We start from the raw sequence: 16,777 nt of genomic DNA, 5'->3' as shown, positions 1-16,777 counted from the left end.
GTCGCATGATGGTCACGTTCGCGGTACTCACGATGGGCGCGTTCGGCGTGTCCGGAACGGCCAAGGTCACCTCGGTACCCGACACCCGCAGCACCGCGGTCCGCCTGGGATTCTCGCCGGGGGAGTTCCGCGCCATCGGGGCGCTGGAGCTGCTCGGGGTGCTGGGCGTGCTGGCCGGGCTGTTCGTCACGGGAATCGGCGTGGCGTCGGCCATCGTGCTGCTGCTCCTGATGACCGGCGCGACTGCGATGCACCTGCTCTCCGGCGACGGCCTCCTCGGCACGATCCTGCCGGTGCTGGCGGCGGCTCTGCTCTCCGCCTACCTGATAACCCTCACCTGATCAGGCCCGCCCTCTCCAGGATCTACTCCAGTCGGGCGTGTCGCCAGGGCTGCCTCGGCGGTTCGCGACTTCACCGGCCACCGCCACAAGCGCGAGTCCTCCAGGCCGGCTGTACACCGTGGTGGCCATAAGCGACAGCCGGCAGCCGTGGGGTGCAGCCGGTGCCCGGCTGAACGCCACGGATTTTTCGGCTGGTGCTCGTGGTCGTGTTTGAGTCCTGTCAGCGACAGTAAGCGCTGGCCGGCCCCGCCCTGGCAACTCCAAGGTCCACGACCGCGCCACTCACCCATGTCAGCATTTTCCCGGCACACCGCGAACCGCCCGCCCGCCCGTTTCGATTTTGGTTCGGCACGCGTGCGGCTTGAGCCATGCCCGGCCGTTCTCCCTGTAATCAGCAGCCGTTTGGGTGACCTGGGGTGGGTCCACATTGCTCATAGACTCGGCACCCGGATTTCTGGCCGGCGCAAGGGGCTGTGGTGGCGGACAAATCAGCGAAGAAGTGGACGGCCGGGGCGATCGTGGTCCTGCTCGCGGGGGTCATCGGGTTCACCGCGGACGTCACCAGCCTGCACGCCTACGCGAACGAGCACGGCTGGTGGCCCAGCAGCCAGGACCCGTCGGCCGACCCCGATGACCGGGATGAAGCCGGAAATCAGGGAGAATCCGGAAACCAGGGCGAAGCCGACGAGCCCCGAGAAAACGCCGAACCGACGGCCACCTCGACGAAGAAGCCGCGTAAGAGCCCGACCCCGAAAGCGCCCGAGGAAACAGAGGCCGAGGACGAGCCTGCGGCCGCCCCGACCACCAAGAAGGCGACAAAAGCCACCCCGCGACCCGTCGCGCTCTCCGGCTCCAGCCGGGACACCGACATCGTCGCCAGCCCGGACGCCTGCTCGATGGGCCGCTGCACGTTCCTCGCCGAGAAGGTCGCGATCGGCGACAAGACGTTCACCACCGGCTGGAAGATCGAGTGCACGATCGGCTGCGCGGCCGACGAATGGGTCGGGGTGAACCTCGTGCTCAACGGTCAGTACTCCCGGCTCGACGCCACCCTCGGCATCGAGAACTCGACCAGCCCGGACCACCCGCTCACCCTTGAGCTGATCAACGTGGCGACCGACGAGACGCTGGTGGAGAAGGAGCTGGTGTTCGGTGAGGCGTACACGCTGAAGGATTTCGACATCTCCGGGATCGTGAAGCTGCAGATCCGCTTCACCGGGGCGCTTGGCCGAACCTGCGGCGCGGTCGGCAAGCCGGTCATCTGGAAATGATGGTTCAGGCCGTCGCCCTGCGCCGGCGATGTGCCTGTGCCAGCTTCCACGATGCCATGGGTACGCCCACCGCCCCGAAAATCGTCGCGCCCAGCGTGAACCAAGCGACCCGGTGGCGGTCAATCCACGGGGAATGTGACGGTGATGCTGAGGCCACCGTCCGGGCGGGGACGAGCGGTTGTCTTCGCTTCGTGGGCGGTGGCGATCGCGCGTACGATCGAAAGCCCTAAGCCCTGGTGGCCGTCGTCCGCGACCCGATGCAACCGGTGGAACGGCTCGAAGAGCCGGTCCACCTGCTCGGCCGGAACGGACGGGCCGGTGTTGGCGATGGCGAGCGAGCCGCGGCGGGTTTCGGCCTCGATCGCGCCGCCCGGCACGTTGTAATGGATGGCGTTGTCGCACAGGTTGGCGACCAGACGCTCGATCAGCGCGGGATCGCCGATGATCCAGGCCGGCGCGATCTTGGTGGTGACCCGCAATCCTGAGGTGTCGCGGTCGTTGAGAACCGTCGTGAGGACAGTGCCGAGATCGATCGGTGTGCCCGCGATCCGGCCGTTCTCGCTGCTCGCGAGCGTGAGCAGCGACTCCAGCAGGCGGGCACGCTGGTCGCTGATGGCGAGGAGCCGTTCGAAGTTCTCCCGGTAAGACTCCACTGTCGCATTGGCGTCGATCAGTGGCTCTTCCAGCAGGGCGTGCTCGACCGTGAGCGGGGTGCGCAGCTCGTGCGCGGCGTTGGCGACGAACCGTTTCTGTGAGTCGAAGGCCCGGTCCAGCCGGCCGAGCAGGCCGTCGACGGTGTCCGCGAGGTCCTTGAGTTCGTCGCGCGGGCCGGTGACCGAGAGGCGTTCGTGCACGTTGCGTTCGGAGATGTGCCGCAGCCGGTCGGTCATGGTCCGGACCGGGTGCAGCAGCCGCCCGGCGACGGCCCAGCCGAGGGCGAGCGTGATCACCGCGAGCAGCGCGAGAGCGACGGCGGGCAGGGTCAGATCGGGATCCGGGTCGCCGATCGGGACCGCCATCTCAGGATGGAATTCGCCCACGACCGTCGTCTGCCGGCCGATCGACGAGGTGCGGGGCAGCGCCCACATGAGGACCAGCAGAACCGTGCCGGAGAACACCGACATGAGGCAGAGCAGCAGGGCCAGGCGCAGGCGGAGCCGGTGCGAGACCACGTCAGATCCGGTATCCGGCGCGGGGGACCGTCTCGATCAGCGGGGGATCGCCGAGTTTCGCCCGGAGCCGGTTCACCGTCGCCTTCACCGTGGTGGTGAACGGGTCGGCAGCCTCGTCCCAGACCCGTTCCAGCAGCTCCTCGGCGGAGACGACCCGGCCGTGGCCGGCCAGCAGATGCTCCAGCACGGCGAACTCCTTGGGCGTCAGCGCGAGCCGCTCACCGGCCCGGGTGGCGATCCGCAGCGCCGGGTCGAGCCGCAGGTCACGGTGGATCAAAATCGGGGGAGTCGTCGGTCCCGCTCGGCGGGACACCGCGCGGATGCGGGCGACCAGTTCCGCGTACGCGAAAGGCTTGGGCAGGTAATCGTCGGCGCCGAGACCGAGGCCCTCGACCCGCTCGGCGATCGTGCCGGACGCGGTGAGCATCAGGATCCGTGCGGTCGCGTCCCCGGCGACCAGCGTGCGGCAGACGTCGTCACCGTGTGTCCCGGGCAGGTCCCGGTCGAGGACGATGACGTCGTAATCGGTGACCGTGGTGCGTTCCAGCGCTGACGTGCCGTCGTAGGCCACGTCGACCGCCATGCCTTCGCGGCGCAGCACCCGTGCCACCGAGTCGGCGAGTTCGCGTTGATCCTCGGCCACCAGCACCCTCATGCGTCCGACCGTATCGGCACAGCGGTCACACGGCGGTCACAGATTCGCGGACCGTGCCGTGACCGTCCGATCTCTAGAACTGCGGCATGACATCGGTAATCCACGCCGAGGGACTCGGCAAACGGTACGGGCGCCATCCGGCGCTGGAGGACTGCAGCATCGACATCCCGGCCGGCCGGGTCGCCGGGCTGGTCGGCCCGAACGGCGCCGGCAAGTCGACGTTGCTGGGCCTGACCTGCGGGTTGATCGCACCGACGAGCGGCAGCATCGAGGTACTGGGCAAGCGTCCGGGGTCGCAACTCCCGCGGGTTGGTTTCGTCGCCCAGGACGCGCCGGTCTACCGAACACTGTCCGTTGCGGATCATCTGCGTCTCGGTGCCCGGCTGAATCGGAGCTGGGACGCTCAGCTGGCGCAGAACCGGATCCGCAAACTCGGGCTCGACCCGGATCAGAAAGCCGGCCGGCTCTCCGGCGGCCAGCGGGCCCAGCTCGCGCTGACCATCGCGGCCGCCAAACGCGCCGAACTGATCATCCTGGACGAGCCGGTCGCCGCCCTGGATCCGCTGGCCCGGCACACGTTCCTGCTGGATCTGTCGGAGCTGGTCGCCGAGGTCGACGTCAGCGTGGTGCTCTCCTCGCACCTGCTCGGTGACCTGGAACAGGTCTGCGACCACCTGATCGTGCTGGTCGACGGGCGGGTACGACTGGCCGGCGACGTCGACGACCTGCTGGCCGCGCATCACGAGACCAGCCTGGAGAAGCTCGTCCTCGATTACCTGATGCGGGCGGAGGTGCGGTCGTGATCTGGCTGACCTGGCGGCAGTTCCGTGGCTCGGCTCTGACGGCGCTGATCGGGCTGACGGTGCTGGCGATCTACTTCGTGGTGCTCGGCCTGAGCATCCGCAGCTCCTACCAGAACGATCTCGTCGGCTGCCAGCCGGCCGTTTGTGATCAGGCGAGGCGGCTCTTCCTCAACACCTATGCCGAGCAGGTCGGGCTGTCCGGGGCGTTGCTGATCGCCGTGCCGGCGTTGGCCGGGGTGTTCTGGGGTGCGCCGCTGATCGCCCGTGAACTGGAGGAAAACACCCACCGGCTGGTCTGGAACCAGAGTGTCACCCGTACCCACTGGCTGGCGGTCAAGCTGGGCCTGGTCACCCTGTTCGCGGTGGTTGTCACGGGCCTGTTCAGCGTCCTGCTGACCTGGTCGGCGAGCCGGTTCGACCAGGTGAACGGCGACCGGTTCGGCGCGCTGCTGTTCGCCTCGCGCAACGTGGCGCCGCTCGGATACGCGCTGTTCGCCGTGCTGCTCGGCGCGGTCGTCGGGCTGCTGCTGAGGCGTACGGTCCTGGCGATGGCCGTCACCCTCGCTGTTTTCGCCGTGGTTCAGGTCCTGATGGGCACCGTGATCCGGTCGCACTTCATGCCGCCGGTCACCGCCACCGTGATCCTGGACCAGGAGGCGATGCGCAACATCCAGGGCATGGGGATGAACGACGTCCGGGGCCGGATCTTCGGATACACGATCCCCGGTTCCTGGTCGATGTCCGAGGAGAACGATCTGTACAAGCCGGACGGGTCACCGTTCACGGTTGCGGACGCGAAGACGTGCATGGGCGAGGACGACATGCGAGCCGAGCAGGACTGCCAGGCGAAGAAGAAGCTGTACTTCACCCACAGCTACCACCCGGCCGACCGGTACTGGTCGTTCCAGTGGATCGAGCTGGGCATTTTCGTCGGACTCAGCCTGCTGTTGGCCGCCCTCGCATTCCGCCGGATCCGTCAGTCGGCGGGGTAAGCCCGGGTCTCGGTGGCCTTCACGGCCACCCAGATCTGCATCCCCGGTTCGAGGTGCAGCTGGGCCGCGGCCGCCGGTGTGATGTCGGCGGCCACGGTGATCGGCCCGTCCAGGGTGACCCGCAGGCTGTCGCCGTGCCGCTGGATGTCGCTCAGCACGGCCTGCCACGTGTTGCGGGGGCTCCCGTCCGGCGCCGACAGGTGCAGGGCCACCGCGGACGGCGGGAACGCCACGAACGCGTCACCGTTGACGACATCCGTGGTGGACAGCGCGAACCCACCCCCGAGAACCACCGTGTGCCCGTCACCCCGCCCCTGATACAGGTTCAGTCCGACGAGCCGCGCCACGTAATCAGTCCGCGGCTGCGAGGTGATCGTGGCGGCGTCGCCCTCCTGCACGACCCGGCCGTTCTCGATCACGACAAGCCGGTCGGCGAGGACCAGCGCGTCCAGCGGATCGTGCGTGACCAGCAGCGTGGCACCGGGGTGTGCCGCCAGGTGTCGCCGCAGCTCACCCCGGGTCTCCAGGCGGGTCCGAGCATCCAGCGCGGCGAGCGGCTCGTCGAGCAGGAGCAGCAGCGGGTCGACGGCGAGCGCCCGCGCCAGGGCCACCCGCTGCGCCTGCCCGCCGGAGAGCTGCCGCGGTTTGCGCCGGGAGAAGGAGGCGAGTCCGACCCGGTCCAGCCAGCGGTCGGCGATCTCGTGCGCGGGCCGGCGATCAACACCATGCCGCCGCGGGCCGAAAGCCACGTTGTCCCGGGCGCTGAGGTGCGGAAACAGCAGGTAGTCCTGGAAGACGACGCCGATCGGCCGGTTCTCGGGTGGGGCGGAGGTCAGATCCCTGCCGTCCAGTCGCACAAACCCACCCGACAAATCGGATAAACCCGCCAGGGCGCGCAAAGTCGTGGTTTTTCCGGCGCCGTTCGGCCCCAGTAGCGCCACGGTCTCGCCGGCTGCAATCGTCAGCCGGATGTCGAGCTCGAACGAACCCCGCGAGGCCACCACATGGGCGTCGACAAGGCTCACGGCGCCGTCAGCCACTTGTCACGCAACGCCGCCAGGATCGTCACCGACACCGTGAGCAGGATCAGGCTCAGCACCACAGCTCCCTCCAGATCACCGCTCTCCATCGTCTGATAAACGGCGAGCGGCATCGTCTGCGTGATCCCCGGATAGTTCCCGGCGAACGTGATCGTCGCCCCGAACTCACCGAGCGCCCGCGCCCAGCAGAGCACCGCCCCCGCCGCGATCCCCGGCGCGACCAGCGGCAACGTCACATGCGTGAACCTCACCCAGGGCGTCGCGCCGAGCGTAGCGGCGGCTTCTTCATAGCGGGAGTCAGCTCCGCGCAGCGCGCCCTCCACCGAGATCACCAGGAACGGCAGCGCCACGAACGCCTCGGCGATCACCACCCCGGCCGTCGTGAACGGCAGCGTGATCCCGAACGTCTCATCCAGCCACGATCCGACCAGCCCGCGCCGCCCGAGAGCGAGCAGCAGCGCGATGCCACCGACCACCGGCGGCAGCACCAGCGGCACGGTGATCAGCGCGCGCACCACGCGCCGCCCGGGAAACTCGACGCGTGCCAGCAACCACGCGAGCGGCACGCCGAGCACGAGACACACCAGGGTCGCGACACTCGCGGTCAACAGCGAAAGGCGCAAGGCCATCAGCACTCCGGGCTCTGCGAGCCGTTCCACGAGCGACGACCATGGGGTACGCGCTAACAACCCCACCAGTGGCAGCACCAGGAAGACGAGTCCCAGTGCTGCCGGCAGGAGCAACGGCAGGGGTACGCCGAGACGCCGGTTTCTCACGATGATCAGGGTGCCTGGAAACCGGCTTCGGTGAGAACCTTCGTGCCCTCGGCGGACAACACGTAGTCGACGAACGCCTGCCCACCGGCCGCGTTCTCAGCGCTTTTCAGCACGGTGATCGGGTAGTCGTTGATCGCCTTGGCCGACTCCGGGAACTCGACCGCGTCGACGTCGGTGGCCGAGGCCTTCGCGTCGGTGCGGTAGACCAGCGCGGCGTCGACCTCACCGAGCTTCACCTTGGAGAGGGCCGCTTTCACGTCCTGCTCCAGGGTCACCGGGGTGACCTTCACGCCGGCCGCCTCGATGGCGGTCTTCGCAGCGGCGCCGCACGGAACCGTCTCGGCGCAGAGCGCCACCTTCAGGTCGGCCTTGGTCAGGTCGGCCAGCCCGGTGATGCCTTTCGTGTTGCCCTTGCTGACCGCGATGACCAGCTGGTTCTTCACGAACGTGGTGGGGGTGCCGGCGTCCGTGACGACCTGCATGTTCTTCGGCGAGGCCGAGGCGAAGACGTCGGCCGGCGCGCCCTCGTTGATCTGGGTGGCGAGCGCCGAGCTGCCGCCGAAGTTGAACGTCACCGTGCTGCCCGGGTTCGCCGACTCGAACTGCTTGCCGAGTGTGGTGAACGACTCGGTCAGTGAGGCGGCCGCGAAGACGATGACCGCCCCGCCTTTGGACGGCGTTGCCGCTGAGCCGGCCGAGTTGTCGGTCTTACCGCCGCAGGCGGCCAGGCTCGCGGTGAGAAGCACAGCGAGCCCGGCCACGGCGAAACGAAGCGTTTTCACGGCGATCACTGTAACGGCTCCGCAGATGCGGCCGTAAGTGCGTCACCGTGATCGCAGACACCAGTTCGGTGTCGGCTTCCGCTATTGCATCTGCATGCTGGCGGTCAATTGTTCGACCTGACCCCGGATCTCCGGAACGGCCGTGGCCTCCCACCGCCGGCCACGCCGCAGCGGCCCGACCAGCCACAAGCCCTGCTCGACCTCGCCGTCGGCGCCGATGGTCCGGCCGTCGTCATCGGTGTCGATGCCGAGGCCGTGCGGGCCGGGACGCAGCAGGCCGTCGCGCAGCAGTCCGGCGGCCAGCGGTCCGGCCGCGCCCGGCAGCGATCCCGGGCCGGTGCAGTTGACGACCGCGCCGTACCGTCGTGGCTCCTCGCCCTCGACCTGGACGGTCAGACCGCCGTCCGGGTGCGGGACGACCGAAGTGAGCCGGCCGGCGCGGGCCTGCAGGGTGCCCTCCTGGCGCAGCTCGGCGATGCGCGCCGCGACCGGCGGGGCCATGCGGTGCCGGTGGACCTCCCAGAACCGGTGACAATGGCGCAGGAACCGCTCCTGAGCGGCCGTGTCCAGGGCGGCCCAGAGCTCGTCAGCTTTCGTGCGTACGAAATCCATCACGGCGACCCAGTCGGAGCCGGCGGCGATCTCCTGGCGCACCCGGCGCAGCAGCGGCCGCAAGGTCGCTGAAGCCGGCAGATCAAAAGCGGTCGCCGTGGGCGGAAGCTCGGGGTGCTCGCGAGGCACCAGGCCGCGCCGGGACAGGGCCTCGACGGGGGTGCGGCGGCCGTTCGCGGTGAGCGTGAGGGCCACGTCGATCGCGGTCAGACCGGTTCCGATCAGCAGCACCGGCTGGTCGGCGGGCACCGCGTCGAGGGCGCCGAACGCCCAGGGGTCGTTGATGTACTCGAAGCTGCGGAACGCCTCGTCGCCGATGGCCGCGGGCCTGGTCAGCGTGGGGTTGCCGACCGCGAGGATCACCTGGTCGGCATAGGTGTGGCAGCCCGAGTCGTCGGAGACCAGGAAGCCGCCCTCGTGCCGCCGGATCGACGTGGCGGTGGCGAGGTGGTGCTGGAATCGGTCACCGGCTGCCTTCGTGGCCTCGACGAACTGGTCGGCGAGATAGTCGCCGAAGTCAGCCCGGGGCAGGAAGTCGGTGGGCTCGGCGGCCATGCCGCGCTCGTGTCGCCAGCGGACAAGGTGCAGCGGGTCGGCGGAGTCGACGCTCATCGCGGCGGCCCGGGAGTTGAGCACGTGCCACGGCTCGGCGGCGCCGTAGGCGACACCCCGGCCGGGCTGCGCCTCAGGCGCGACGAGGACTGCCCGCCATGTGGTATTTGTCAGGACGGAGCGGACGGCAAGCGCTCCACTCGCGCCGCCGCCGACGATCGCGACCACCTCCGTGCGGGTCCCGGGATGGGGCTCGGTCACCCTCCCGCGGACAACGGTGCTGGTCACCGTGCATCCACCCGGTTCGATGGCCGCTTGGTACAGACGCTTGGCATGTTGTCCTCCCATGGTCCGGCGCCACTCTGCGCTGCTCTCAGCAAACCATAAAGCCTATAGTTTTTGTAGGCTATGCGAGCATGAGACGAGAAGGTTAACAGAGCAGCATCCGCAGCTGACCGACCAGTTTTTCGCCGGGCGTGGCGTCCGTTTCCGGCCGGTTACCATGGCGAGTCGGCACAATCGGATGGTTCGCGGGGAGAGATCTTGGTCGCGTCCCCGCAGCACGGCCGGCACGAGCCCGACACGACCGCCCGGTCCACTGACCCGATGATGCCGTGGCCGCACGCACACGCCCTCGCTCGCGAGATCGCCCGCCCGCTGCCCGGCCGGAAAACCCCGGTGGTCCAGGCAGGCGGCCAGGTCCTGGCCTCGCCCATTGCTTGCGTACGCCCAGTGCCCGCCTTCGACAACGCAGCGATGGACGGGTTCGCGGTGTCCGGCGAGCCCCCGTGGTCGATCACCGGCCTGCTGCTGGCCGGGGGGTTTGACACCTTGCCGTCGCTCTCCCCGGGCGAGGCGATGGAGATCGCGACAGGCGCTCCGGTCCCGCCGGGCACAACAGCCGTCCTCCCTTACGAGGAGTCGGCGGTCGAGGGCCGGCCGATTTCTCGGTCTGATAGTTCGCAGGTAGACGGGCCGCTTTCTCGGTCTGATAGTTCGCAGCTAGGGCGGCCGCTCTCTCGGTCTGATCGTTTTCAGCCGGGCCGGACGGTTTCCGGGGTGGTCCGGGGGCGCACGCACATCCGGCGCACCGGGGAGACCCTGGCCGTCGGCGCTCTCGTGTCGCCTCCCGGCCGCATCGTCACCGCGACCCTGGCCGCGGCCGCCGTCCAGGCCGGCGTCGACGACGTGATCACCCACCGCCCGCCGACCGTCACCCTGCTGGTCACCGGCGACGAGGTCATCTCCGAGGGCACACCCGGACCGGGCCAGGTCCGCGACTCGTTCACCGGCCTGGTCACCGCGATCACCACCCGAGCCGGGGGAGTCCTGACCGCGAGCCACCACCAACCGGACGACCCGTCAACCCTGGCCGCCGCGCTGGACCGTACCGCCACCGACGTGATCGTGGTGAGCGGCTCTTCTTCAGCGGGCGCCGCCGACCACCTGCACACCCTGCTGACCGAACGCTCCGCGACCTGGCACGTGCGAGGCGTAGCCTGCCGCCCGGGCCACCCCCAGGCCCTGGCCGAATTACCGGACGGCCGCTGGGTGGTAAGCCTGCCCGGCAACCCGTTCGCCGGCCTGGTAGCAGCCCTGACCCTGCTAGAGCCGCTCCTGGAGACGCTGGCAGGCCGCCCCACCAAGCCGTCCCTGACAGCCCCGGTCACCGGAACCGCGAAGCTGACCCCAGAAACCGCCCGAATAGTCCCGGTGACCTGGGCCGGCGTGTCAGCCCACATCATCCAGGGCTCCACCCCGGCCGGCCTGCACGCCGCAGCCACCGCCGACGCCCTGGCAGTCCTCCCCGCCACCTGGACCCCCAACACCCCAGCCCACCTACTGCCCCTCCCGTAAGAAACCCCACCCCGGCTCGTCCTCGTGGCAGTCGCGGCGCCACAAATGCAGCCGCAAGCGCAAGCCGCGGACGCTAGGTCTTGATCGGTTCTCTGCTGGGGCTCTCCCGTGGCGATAGTGGTCCCCCAACCACACCCAGACGGGAACAGCGGCCCAAGATCGCACAGCCCAGGGCGGGTGTGTCGACTTCGGGTTCACTACGCCCCCAAACTCGACACGCACCCGGCGGTTCGCGTGTTCCGTGTCGATTTGGGGTTCGGTTTGCGCCGCAACTCGACACGCACCGGGCAGGGCGCTCGCGGCGTGATGCCGTTGGCTTCGCCGGGCGGACCGGCCCTGTTTGCTGGAGCGAGGCGGCCGCTGGAGTGAGCCGGCTGCTGAGGCGAGCCGTAACTCAGATAGGTCATCGGACTTCTATGAGGCTGGCCGAAGAGGTCACCGAGACGGCCGAGGTGAGCCGATCGGCACCGGGCGATCCGGTCAGCGGCCGCCGCCGGTTACTCGCTGGCCGCCGCACTCGTGGACGACCGCAGAACTCTCGGCCACCGTGATCGTCGACGTCGCCCTGATGATCCTCGGCGGCCGCAGCCGGCACAACGCGGCGCCGCGAGCATCCCGGCCCGGTGCGTGTCGAGTTGAGGCGCGTATCGAACCCAAAGCCGACACGGGCAGGCGGTTCGCAGGGTGCGTGTCGAGTTGGGGTGCGTATCGGGCCCGAAATCGACACGGAACACGCGAGCCGCCGCGTGCGTGTCGAGTTGGGGGGCGTAGTGAACCTGAAGTCGACACACTCGCCCCTGGGCTGCGTGTTCTTGGGTCGCTGTTCCTGGTGGGCTGTTGTTCGGGGGTGCGGCTTGTGCTGGTTGGGGCTGGCGATTTTGCCGATGTGTTTCGAGTTTGTTGCACTGACGATGCAGAGACCCCGAACTACCTGGAGGTTTCATGCGTCGTCTCGTCGTCCTCCTCACCGCCGTGCTGGCCGCGCTCGCGCTCAGCCCGGCCCTGCCCGCGACCGCCGCCCCCGGCACTCCGGTGGTCTTCGTGCACGGTTACACCGGTAGCGCCTCGAACTGGACCACCGCCATCTCGGTGTTCCGGGCCGGCGGGTACGCGAGCAGCGAGCTGTTCGCGTACGAGTACAACTCGTACGGCAACAACATCACCAACGCTCAGGGCCTGGCCACGTACGTCAGCCAGGTTCGGGCGCGCACCGGCGCGGCACAGGTCGACATCGTCAACCACTCGATGGGTGGCCTGGTCAGCCAGTGGTACCTCAAGCAGCTGGGCGGCAACCAGTACGTCCGGCACCTCGCGTCGATCGCCGGCGCCAACCACGGCACCACGGCTGCGGGCGCCTGCCTGATCTACGTCACGTGCCAGCAGATGTACCCCGGCTCGTCGTTCATCAACACGCTGAGCAGCGGCGACGAAACCCCGGGCAGCACCAGGTACGGAACCTGGTACTCACCGTGTGACGGCGTCATCGTTCCGTACACCAGCACCACGCTCAGCGGCGCCACGAACAATTACGTGGTCTGCCAGACGCACCTCGGGTTCCTGACCGACACCGGAACGCTCACCCAGATCAGGTCCTTCCTGGCGACCTGATCCACTTCGGTACGGCCGCGTGCCCGGCGGGCGCGCGGCCGTGCTGCCATGTGCCTGATCCACCCACTACAGTCCAGGAGGTCGCCCCCGGCCTCGCGTTGTGGAGATCCACATGAGCATCCTGCACAGCCTCGTCTCCGGAATCAGCGGCGGTTCGATCGAGGTCGTCGACCTCACCGCGCCGCTCTCGTCCGGTACGCCGATCCTTCAGTTGCCGCCGCCGTTCGCCAACACGATTCCGTTCCGGCTGGAGGAGATCAGCCGTTACGACGACCGGGGGCCCGGCTGGTACTGGAACGACATCCACACCGGCGAGCACACCGGCACCCACTTCGACGCGCCGGTGCACTGGGCGACCGGCCGCGACGGCGAGGACGTCTCGCAGGTTCCGGCGCAGCGGCTGATCGCTCCTGCCGCGGTGATCGACGTTTCACAAGAAGCCACGAAAAATCCGGATTTTTTGCTGGAAGTCGAGCATGTTCGGGCCTGGGAAGGGGAGCACGGTCCGCTTCCCGTCGGCGGCTGGCTGCTGCTGCGTACCGGCTGGGACGCGCGTTCAGGCGACCAGGAGGCGTTCCTCAACGCGAACGAGACCGGCCCGCACACCCCCGGCGTCTCGGTGGAGTGCGCGAAATGGCTGGCCGAGGAAGCCCCGATCATCGGCATCGGCGTGGAGACGGTCGGCACCGACGCCGGGGCCGCGCACTCGTTCGACCCGGCGTTCCCGTGTCATGCGTACCTTCTCGGCGCCGGTAAATACGGCCTCACCCAGCTGCGCAACCTCGACCGGCTGCCCCCGACCGGCGCCGTCGTGATCGCCCCGCCGCTGCCAATCGTCGGCGGCTCCGGCAGCCCGGTCCGAGTCCTGGCCCTCATCGAAAAATGACCACCAGCAACGTCGGAACAAGCGCCGGCGAGATCCCCGACAGCGCCGCCGGGATCAAAGGCGACACCGTTGCGGACGTCGTCGGTGCGACTCTTGCGGGGCTCGGCGCCGATCACGTCTTCGGGGTGGTCGGCAGCGGGAACTTCCACGTGACGAACGCCCTGGTGGCGAACGGTGCCCGCTTCGTCGCTACCCGGCATGAGGGCGGTGCCGCGACGGCCGCCGACGCGTACACCCGGCTCACCGGGCGCCCGGCGATCGTCTCGGTGCACCAGGGCTGCGGCCTCACCAATGCCATGACCGGGATCGCGGAGGCGGCGAAGAGCCGTACCCCGATGATCGTCCTCGCCGCCGAGCCGGCGGCGAGCGCACCGCTCTCGAATTTCCGCGTCGATCAGGACGCGCTCGCGCACGCGGTGGGCGCGGCGAGCGCGCGCGTGCACAGCCCGGCGACAGCGGTCGCCGACACGGTCCGCGCGTGGCACCTCGCCGTGACCGAACGCCGGACCGTGGTCCTCAACCTCCCCCTGGACGTCCAGGCCGCACCCGTTGCATCCATTACATTCGATATATCCGCGCCCGCGACCCTGCCGCCGCGGGCTTCCGATGAGGCGATCGCGGCCCTGGCGGACCTGCTCACCACCGCGCAACGACCGATTTTCATCGCCGGCAGGGGAGCGCTGCACGCCCGCGCCGCGATCGAGGATCTGGCCGAGCGGTGCGGTGCGCTGCTGGCTACGTCGGCGGTGGCGAAAGGGCTGTTCGCCGGCAACCCCTGGAACCTGGACGTATCCGGAGGTTTCGCCACACCCCTGGCCGCCGAACTGATCTCCTCCGCCGACGTGATCGTCGCCTGGGGCGCCACCCTGAACATGTGGACCACCCGCCACAACAAGCTGATCAGCGCCGCCACCACCGTCGCCCAGATCGACATCGACCCCTCCGCTCTGGGTGCCCATCGCCCTGTCGACCTGGGCATTGTCGGCGACGCGAGGCTCAGCGCCGTTGCGCTCACCGCCGCGCTCCCGCGCGCCACTTCCGGTTTCCGGACCCCTTCGGTACGCACGAAGCTCAGCGAAACCGGCCGATGGCGCGACGTACCGTTCACCGACGACGGCGATGAGACGCACATCGATCCGCGAACCCTCAGCATCGCCCTCGACGACCTGCTCCCCGCCGAGCGCGTGGTGGCCGTCGACTCGGGCAACTTCATGGGGTACCCGTCGATGTTCCTGTCCGTTCCGGATCACCGCGGGTTCTGCTTCACCCAAGCATTTCAGTCGATCGGTCTCGGCCTGGCGACGGCGCTGGGCGCGGCCCTGGCCCGCCCGGACCGGCTGCCCGTGGCGGCGTGCGGCGACGGCGGCTTCCTGATGGGCATCGCCGAACTCGACACGATCCGCCGGCTCGGCCTGGGCATGCTGATCGTGGTCTACAACGACGAGGCGTACGGCGCTGAGGTCCACCACTTCGGCCCGGGCGGCCACCCCCTCGACACGGTGGTCTTCCCGGAGACGGATCTGGCCGCGATCGCCCGGGGCCATGGGTGCCAGGCGGTCACCGTACACAAGGCCTCTGATCTTGATCTTGTTCGTGATTGGTTGTCCGGTCCCCGGGAGGTGCCCATGGTCGTGGACGCCAAGATCGCCGCCGGCCGCCCGTCCTGGTGGCTGGAGGAAGCCTTCCGAGGTCACTGACCCGGGTGTCCGCCGCGGGCTCCACGATCGCGCGGGTCGAGTCGTCCGGACGTTGGGCAGGCGCGCTGATGTGGGGCTGGGCTCGCGGATAGGGTTCTGGGTGTGGTGGAGCCTCTTGCACTGGGGACGTTTCCGACGCCGCTGGAGAGTGCGCCTCGTCTGGCTGACGCGCTCGGGCTCGGGCAGTTGTGGATCAAGCGGGACGATCTGATCGGGCTCGGCGGTGGTGGTAACAAGGCGCGCAAGCTGCGGTTCACCTGTGCGGAAGCGCTGGCGGCCGGTGCGACGGCGCTGGTCACCACGGGTGCGCCGCAGTCCAATCACGCGCGAGCCACCGCTGCTGCCGCCGCGCGTCTCGGGTTGCCGTGCGTGCTCGTCCTGGCGGGGTCGGCACCGGCTCGGACAGCCGGGAACCTTCTTCTCGACGAACTCGTCGGCGCGGAAGTCGTCTGGTCCGGTGACCGCACGCCCGGCGAGGTCGCCGCCGAGCAGGTCGCGGCGCGGCCGGGGGCGTTCCTGATTCCGTTCGGCGGCTCGTCGCGGACGGCGGTCCGGGCCTATGTCGAATGCGCCCGCGAACTCACCGAGCAGGCCTCCTTCGATCACGTGGTCGTCGCCGTCGGGTCCGGCGCGACGATGGCCGGGCTGGTCGCGGGACTCGGGGCGGCCCGGGTACGTGGTGTCGACGTGGGTGCGGTCGCGGATCCGGACGCCACCGTACGGGCGCTGCTGCCGGACGACACCGGCGAGCTGTTGATCGACCGTGGGCAGGTGGGCGCCGGGTACGCCACCGTCACTGATCAGGTGCGGGCCGCGCTGAGGCTGGCCGCCGCGAAGGAGGGGTTGTTCCTCGACCCGACCTACACCGGCCGGGCGATGGCCGGCCTGGCAGCTGCCGCCGAACCGGGAAGCCGCGTGGTCTTCCTGCACACCGGAGGCCTGCCCGGCCTGTTCGCGGCCGACCCGGCGGTGATCGTCGGATGACGGCGTCCGGGGATCTGCCGGTGGGGGCGATTTGACGTCAGGCCACGCCGGCCTCGCCAGGGCTGACTACGATGCTTGTCGATGAGATCGGACGCTGCTGAGCGGATGGGATGGGACACCAACGCGGTGTTCCGGTTACGCGCGGGCGAGTTGCTCGCGGACGCCGCCGACCTGGACCGCTTCTGTGCGGAAGCCGGCGTCACCGTGGCGGACGTGCGCCGCTGGGCCGACGGGCTCGACCTTCCGGACGCGAGTCGGCTTCCCAGCATTTTGCGGATCATGATTCGGGACGAGCAGCCCCCACCACCAGCGCCGGCGGCCCCGCTGCCGGTGCCGCCCTGGGCCCCGCCGTACCAAGCCCCGACGGGTGCCATCCCGCCGGAGACCGTGGAGTGGGTCGCTCTCACGCTGGCCTCGGGAATCGTCGGGAACGCCGGTTACGACGGGCTGAAACGTGTTCTGAGCTGGTTCCGGCAGCCGCCCCCGCGGCCGGTGACGCAGGACGTCGCCATGGATCTCGCCGTGCGGGCGGTCCAGGAGCGCTGCCGGCAGTCCGGAATGCCGGTGCCCGTGCCGGAGGCGCTGACCGGATACGCCGACCAGAGTTCCGACGGCCGCTGGATGTTGACGCTGCGTGAGGGCCAGGCGCGGAGCTTCTTCGTGCGAGTGCCGGCCCGCAAACCCGAGCTGAAGGATGTCGTCGTGGAGGTCTCGATCCGCCTAAGGTGAGCTTTTCGCGCGAGGGGGCG

The 16,777-nt window shown here is 69.3% G+C and carries 16 protein-coding genes; 10 read left to right on the top strand and 6 right to left on the bottom strand.

All coding sequences use genetic code 11. The features are described from left to right. The first annotated feature begins 5 nt into the window (after positions 1-5). Together B0I29_RS34240 and B0I29_RS34235 are read left to right on the top strand one after the other, a co-directional pair. Positions 6-341 carry a DoxX family protein gene (locus tag B0I29_RS34240; protein ID WP_111653273.1) on the top strand — a complete coding sequence of 112 codons (336 nt, stop codon included), beginning with the start codon at positions 6-8 and terminating at the stop codon, positions 339-341. A 476-nt stretch (positions 342-817) separates the two neighbouring features. Continuing rightward, entirely contained in the window at positions 818-1,612 is a 795-nt protein-coding gene (locus B0I29_RS34235; RefSeq protein ID WP_146616972.1) for a hypothetical protein, read from the top strand. Between the two features lie 119 nt (positions 1,613-1,731). Here B0I29_RS34235 and B0I29_RS34230 read toward each other — a convergent pair whose 3' ends face one another. After that, entirely contained in the window at positions 1,732-2,784 is a 1,053-nt protein-coding gene (locus B0I29_RS34230) for a sensor histidine kinase (protein ID WP_245972965.1), read from the bottom strand. 1 nt (position 2,785) lies between these two features. Next, positions 2,786-3,439: a response regulator transcription factor gene (locus B0I29_RS34225; RefSeq protein ID WP_111653271.1), complete on the bottom strand. Its 654-nt coding sequence runs from the start codon at positions 3,437-3,439 to the stop codon at positions 2,786-2,788. 86 nt (positions 3,440-3,525) lie between these two features. Between B0I29_RS34225 and B0I29_RS34220 the strand changes: the two genes are divergently transcribed. Beyond that, positions 3,526-4,242, top strand: coding sequence for an ABC transporter ATP-binding protein (locus tag B0I29_RS34220; RefSeq protein ID WP_111653270.1), 717 nt, complete (start codon positions 3,526-3,528; stop codon positions 4,240-4,242). Further along, positions 4,239-5,234, top strand: a complete 996-nt coding sequence (locus tag B0I29_RS34215) for an ABC transporter permease subunit (protein ID WP_111653269.1) — start codon at positions 4,239-4,241, stop codon at positions 5,232-5,234. Before B0I29_RS34220 ends, B0I29_RS34215 begins: the two co-directional genes overlap by 4 nt. Here B0I29_RS34215 and B0I29_RS34210 read toward each other — a convergent pair. The 4 genes from B0I29_RS34210 to B0I29_RS34195 form a co-directional block, all read right to left on the bottom strand. Beyond that, a complete protein-coding gene (locus tag B0I29_RS34210) occupies positions 5,219-6,259 on the bottom strand; it encodes an ABC transporter ATP-binding protein (RefSeq protein WP_111653325.1) in 1,041 nt (346 codons plus the stop codon). The two genes, B0I29_RS34215 and B0I29_RS34210, sit on opposite strands and share 16 nt — an antisense overlap. Then, positions 6,256-7,050 carry an ABC transporter permease gene (locus tag B0I29_RS34205; RefSeq protein ID WP_111653268.1) on the bottom strand — a complete coding sequence of 265 codons (795 nt, stop codon included), beginning with the start codon at positions 7,048-7,050 and terminating at the stop codon, positions 6,256-6,258. The genes B0I29_RS34210 and B0I29_RS34205 overlap by 4 nt, the downstream gene beginning before the upstream one ends. 5 nt (positions 7,051-7,055) lie before the next feature. Further along, positions 7,056-7,832 (bottom strand): molybdate ABC transporter substrate-binding protein, encoded by a 777-nt coding sequence (gene modA, locus B0I29_RS34200; protein ID WP_375790578.1) that lies wholly within the window; start codon positions 7,830-7,832, stop codon positions 7,056-7,058. Positions 7,833-7,913: 81 nt separating this feature from the next. After that, entirely contained in the window at positions 7,914-9,284 is a 1,371-nt protein-coding gene (locus tag B0I29_RS34195; protein ID WP_111653266.1) for an FAD/NAD(P)-binding protein, read from the bottom strand. Between the two features lie 318 nt (positions 9,285-9,602). Here B0I29_RS34195 and B0I29_RS34190 point away from each other — a divergent pair, with 318 nt between their 5' ends. The 6 genes from B0I29_RS34190 to B0I29_RS34165 all read left to right on the top strand — a co-directional run bounded on the left by B0I29_RS34190 (position 9,603) and on the right by B0I29_RS34165 (position 16,757). Next, positions 9,603-10,853: a molybdopterin-binding protein gene (locus B0I29_RS34190; protein ID WP_342768394.1), complete on the top strand. Its 1,251-nt coding sequence runs from the start codon at positions 9,603-9,605 to the stop codon at positions 10,851-10,853. Positions 10,854-11,795: 942 nt separating this feature from the next. Continuing rightward, positions 11,796-12,461 (top strand): esterase/lipase family protein, encoded by a 666-nt coding sequence (locus B0I29_RS34185; protein WP_111653264.1) that lies wholly within the window; start codon positions 11,796-11,798, stop codon positions 12,459-12,461. A 112-nt stretch (positions 12,462-12,573) separates the two neighbouring features. After that, positions 12,574-13,347 carry a cyclase family protein gene (locus tag B0I29_RS34180; protein WP_111653324.1) on the top strand — a complete coding sequence of 258 codons (774 nt, stop codon included), beginning with the start codon at positions 12,574-12,576 and terminating at the stop codon, positions 13,345-13,347. Then, complete coding sequence (locus B0I29_RS34175) at positions 13,344-15,044, top strand: thiamine pyrophosphate-binding protein (RefSeq protein ID WP_111653263.1); 1,701 nt, start codon at positions 13,344-13,346, stop codon at positions 15,042-15,044. Before B0I29_RS34180 ends, B0I29_RS34175 begins: the two co-directional genes overlap by 4 nt. 102 nt (positions 15,045-15,146) lie before the next feature. Then, a complete protein-coding gene (locus B0I29_RS34170) occupies positions 15,147-16,028 on the top strand; it encodes a pyridoxal-phosphate dependent enzyme (RefSeq protein ID WP_111653262.1) in 882 nt (293 codons plus the stop codon). Positions 16,029-16,109: 81 nt separating this feature from the next. Continuing rightward, complete coding sequence (locus B0I29_RS34165) at positions 16,110-16,757, top strand: hypothetical protein (RefSeq protein ID WP_146616971.1); 648 nt, start codon at positions 16,110-16,112, stop codon at positions 16,755-16,757. Positions 16,758-16,777 lie beyond the last annotated feature (20 nt).

It is taken from the genome of Actinoplanes lutulentus (genome assembly GCF_003259845.1).
Lineage (GTDB): Bacteria > Actinomycetota > Actinomycetes > Mycobacteriales > Micromonosporaceae > Actinoplanes > Actinoplanes lutulentus.
This window is presented reverse-complemented; position numbering and strand designations above follow the sequence as displayed.

Coding starts and splice junctions, on each gene's coding strand:
- B0I29_RS34185 (WP_111653264.1), top strand. CDS start 11,796: ATGCGTCGTCTCGTCGTCCTCCTCACCGCCGTGCTGGCCGCGCTCGCG.
- B0I29_RS34175 (WP_111653263.1), top strand. CDS start 13,344: ATGACCACCAGCAACGTCGGAACAAGCGCCGGCGAGATCCCCGACAGC.
- B0I29_RS34225 (WP_111653271.1), bottom strand. CDS start 3,439: ATGAGGGTGCTGGTGGCCGAGGATCAACGCGAACTCGCCGACTCGGTG.
- B0I29_RS34240 (WP_111653273.1), top strand. CDS start 6: ATGATGGTCACGTTCGCGGTACTCACGATGGGCGCGTTCGGCGTGTCC.
- B0I29_RS34165 (WP_146616971.1), top strand. CDS start 16,110: ATGAGATCGGACGCTGCTGAGCGGATGGGATGGGACACCAACGCGGTG.
- B0I29_RS34180 (WP_111653324.1), top strand. CDS start 12,574: ATGAGCATCCTGCACAGCCTCGTCTCCGGAATCAGCGGCGGTTCGATC.
- B0I29_RS34220 (WP_111653270.1), top strand. CDS start 3,526: ATGACATCGGTAATCCACGCCGAGGGACTCGGCAAACGGTACGGGCGC.
- B0I29_RS34190 (WP_342768394.1), top strand. CDS start 9,603: ATGATGCCGTGGCCGCACGCACACGCCCTCGCTCGCGAGATCGCCCGC.